Source organism: Cryobacterium sp. N19, from assembly GCF_002929595.1.
Classification (GTDB): Bacteria; Actinomycetota; Actinomycetes; order Actinomycetales; family Microbacteriaceae; genus Cryobacterium; species Cryobacterium flavum.
Genome location: NZ_PJJR01000018.1, coordinates 1 through 3,655, shown reverse-complemented (window position 1 = coordinate 3,655; position 3,655 = coordinate 1). Strand labels below are relative to the sequence as shown.

General features: G+C 52.8%; 2 rRNA genes. Both read right to left on the bottom strand.

Going from position 1 to position 3,655, the window contains the following annotated elements:
- Window positions 1-68 precede the first annotated feature (68 nt).
- Window positions 69-185: ribosomal RNA gene (rrf, locus tag CXY78_RS00195) — 5S ribosomal RNA — on the bottom strand.
- A gap of 124 nt (window positions 186-309) precedes the next feature.
- Window positions 310-3,439 (bottom strand): 23S ribosomal RNA (locus tag CXY78_RS00190).
- Between the last annotated feature and the right edge of the window lie 216 nt (window positions 3,440-3,655).

The following is a 3,655-nucleotide window of genomic DNA, read 5'->3' as shown; positions in this document are numbered from 1 at the left end:
CGTGGGTGGCCTGTTAACGCAGGAAAGCCATCCCCGGAGGGATGGCTTTCCTGGTGTTTCTACGTTAAGTCCGGCGGTGTCCTACTCTCCCACAGGGTCCCCCCTGCAGTACCATCGGCGCTGAGAGTCTTAGCTTCCGGGTTCGGAATGTGACCGGGCGTTTCCCTCTCGCTATAGCCGCCGAAACATCTTGCGATGAATCGATTCTATATTATGTAGTTATATAGAGTCCTCGTGACGAGGACGTTGTTCTCGACCGTACATCGAGAACCACATAGTGGACGCTAAAGCAGCTTCTTCAAACTGAGTGTTATCAAATTATCGGCTTATTAGTACCGGTCAGCTCCATGGGTCTTTAGTCCCCACTTCCACATCCGGCCTATCAACGCAGTAGTCTAGCTGCGAGCCTCTCCCCCGAAGGGATGGAAATCTCATCTCGAAGCCGGCTTCCCGCTTAGATGCTTTCAGCGGTTATCCGTTCCGAACGTAGCTAATCAGCGGTGCTCCTGGCGGAACAACTGACACACCAGAGGTTCGTCCATCCCGGTCCTCTCGTACTAGGGATAGATCTTCTCAAATTTCCTGCGCGCGCAGCGGATAGGGACCGAACTGTCTCACGACGTTCTAAACCCAGCTCGCGTACCGCTTTAATGGGCGAACAGCCCAACCCTTGGGACCTACTCCAGCCCCAGGATGCGACGAGCCGACATCGAGGTGCCAAACCATGCCGTCGATATGGACTCTTGGGCAAGATCAGCCTGTTATCCCCGAGGTACCTTTTATCCGTTGAGCGACAGCGCTTCCACAAGCCACTGCCGGATCACTAGTCCCGACTTTCGTCCCTGCTCGACTTGTCAGTCTTACAGTCAAGCTCCCTTGTGCACTTACACTCGACACCTGATTACCAACCAGGTTGAGGGAACCTTTGGGCGCCTCCGTTACTTTTTAGGAGGCAACCGCCCCAGTTAAACTACCCACCAGGCACTGTCCCTGAACCGGATCACGGTTCGAAGTTAGGTATCCAATATGACCAGAGTGGTATTTCAACAATGACTCCACCTGAACTAGCGTCCAAGCTTCACAGTCTCCCACCTATCCTACACAAGCCACACCGAACACCAATACCAAGCTGTAGTAAAGGTCACGGGGTCTTTCCGTCCTGCTGCGCGTAACGAGCATCTTTACTCGTAATGCAATTTCGCCGAGTTCGCGGTTGAGACAGCTGGGAAGTCGTTACGCCATTCGTGCAGGTCGGAACTTACCCGACAAGGAATTTCGCTACCTTAGGATGGTTATAGTTACCACCGCCGTTTACTGGGGCTTAAATTCTCAGCTTCGCCTTGCGGCTAACCGTTCCTCTTAACCTTCCAGCACCGGGCAGGCGTCAGTCCGTATACATCGTCTTGCGACTTAGCACGGACCTGTGTTTTTAGTAAACAGTCGCTTCCCACTGGTCTCTGCGGCCTTCGAACGCTCCCGGAGCAAGTCCGTTCACGCCTCAGGCCCCCCTTCTCCCGAAGTTACGGGGGCATTTTGCCGAGTTCCTTAACCACGATTCTCTCGATCTCCTTAGTATTCTCTACCTGATCACCTGAGTCGGTTTGGGGTACGGGTGACTAAAACCTCGCGTCGATGCTTTTCTTGGCAGCATAGGATCACTGATTTCACCCTTACGGGCTACCCATCGGGTCTCAACCTTATATGAGAGACGGATTTGCCTATCTCTCGGCCTACATCCTTAGACCGGGTCAACCATCGCCCGGCTCAGCTACCTTCCTGCGTCACACCTGTTAATACGCTAACCGCACCAGCATAGGGTCGCACGCTAGGCCCCACGCTTCACCCCGAAGGGATCCATCTAGGGGATTCAGATGCTTAGCATTACTGGATTAGTTTGGGCGGTTTTTCGTCAGTACGGGAATATCAACCCGTTGTCCATCGACTACGCCTGTCGGCCTCGCCTTAGGTCCCGACTTACCCAGGGCGGATTAGCCTGGCCCTGGAACCCTTGATCTTTCGGAGGACGGGTTTCTCACCCGTCTTTCGCTACTCATGCCTGCATTCTCACTCGTGTGGCCTCCACGGCTGGTTTACACCGCCGCTTCGCTGGCCACACGACGCTCTCCTACCCATCAACACGGCTGAACCAACACCACAAGGGTGTTAGCTAACCAAAAATATCAATGCCACAACTTCGGTGGCGTGCTTGAGCCCCGTTACATTGTCGGCGCGGAATCACTTGACCAGTGAGCTATTACGCACTCTTTCAAGGGTGGCTGCTTCTAAGCCAACCTCCTGGTTGTCTGTGCAACTCCACATCCTTTCCCACTTAGCACGCGCTTTGGGACCTTAGTTGGTGGTCTGGGTTGTTTCCCTCTCGACGATGAAGCTTATCCCCCACCGTCTCACTGCTGCGCTCTCACTTACCGGCATTCGGAGTTTGGCTGACGTCAGTAAGCTTTTGGGCCCCATCGGCCATCCAGTAGCTCTACCTCCGGCAAGAAACACGCAACGCTGCACCTAAATGCATTTCGGAGAGAACCAGCTATCACGAAGTTTGATTGGCCTTTCACCCCTATCCACAGCTCATCCCCTCCATTTTCAACTGAAGTGGGTTCGGTCCTCCACGACGTCTTACCGTCGCTTCAACCTGGCCATGGATAGATCACTTCGCTTCGGGTCTAGGACATGCGACTGAATCGCCCTATTCAGACTCGCTTTCGCTACGCATTCCCCTCTCGGGTTAAGCTCGCCACATATCACTAACTCGCAGGCTCATTCTTCAAAAGGCACGCTGTCACCAGAACAAAGCTGGCTCCAACGGTTTGTAAGCAAACGGTTTCAGGTACTATTTCACTCCCCTCCCGGGGTACTTTTCACCTTTCCCTCACGGTACTTGTTCACTATCGGTCATGTAGGAGTATTTAGGCTTATCAGGTGGTCCTGACGGATTCACACGGGATTTCTCGGGCCCCGTGCTACTTGGGATACTTCTCGGGCGATTGCTGCATTTCGACTACGGGGTTCGCACCCTCTATGACCAGGCTTTCAATCCTGTTCGTCTATACAACGTTCTAACCCTTACCATTCGGTAGAATAGGCAGAAAAGTCCCGCAACCCCGACCATGCAACGCCTACCGGCTATCACACATGATCGGTTTAGCCTCATCCGGGTTCGCTCGCCACTACTAACGGAATCACTATTGTTTTCTCTTCCTGTGGGTACTGAGATGTTTCACTTCCCCACGTTCCCTCTACCCGCCCTATATATTCAGGCGGGAGTCACCAGGTCACCTCACGGGCCTGGCGGGGTTTCCCCATTCGGACATCCTCGGATCACAGTTCGTTTATCAACTCCCCGAGGCTTATCGCAGATTACTACGTCCTTCTTCGGCTCTACATGCCAAGGCATTCACCGTTTGCTCTTAAAAATTTGACATCACATGAGTTTGAATCGATTAAGTATGCCGAATAAATCCGACATCGAAATTGACCAATGATCACAGCACTAAATAAATTCAGTGCTTAGATCTTTGTAATTTGCTCTCTTACGAGAGTCAAATTTAAGATGCTCGCGTCCACTGTGTAGTTCTCAAAGTACGGGCGGTACCCTTCCCGCCGGCACGTGATGCCAACGAGAAAAAGTCCAGAAGAA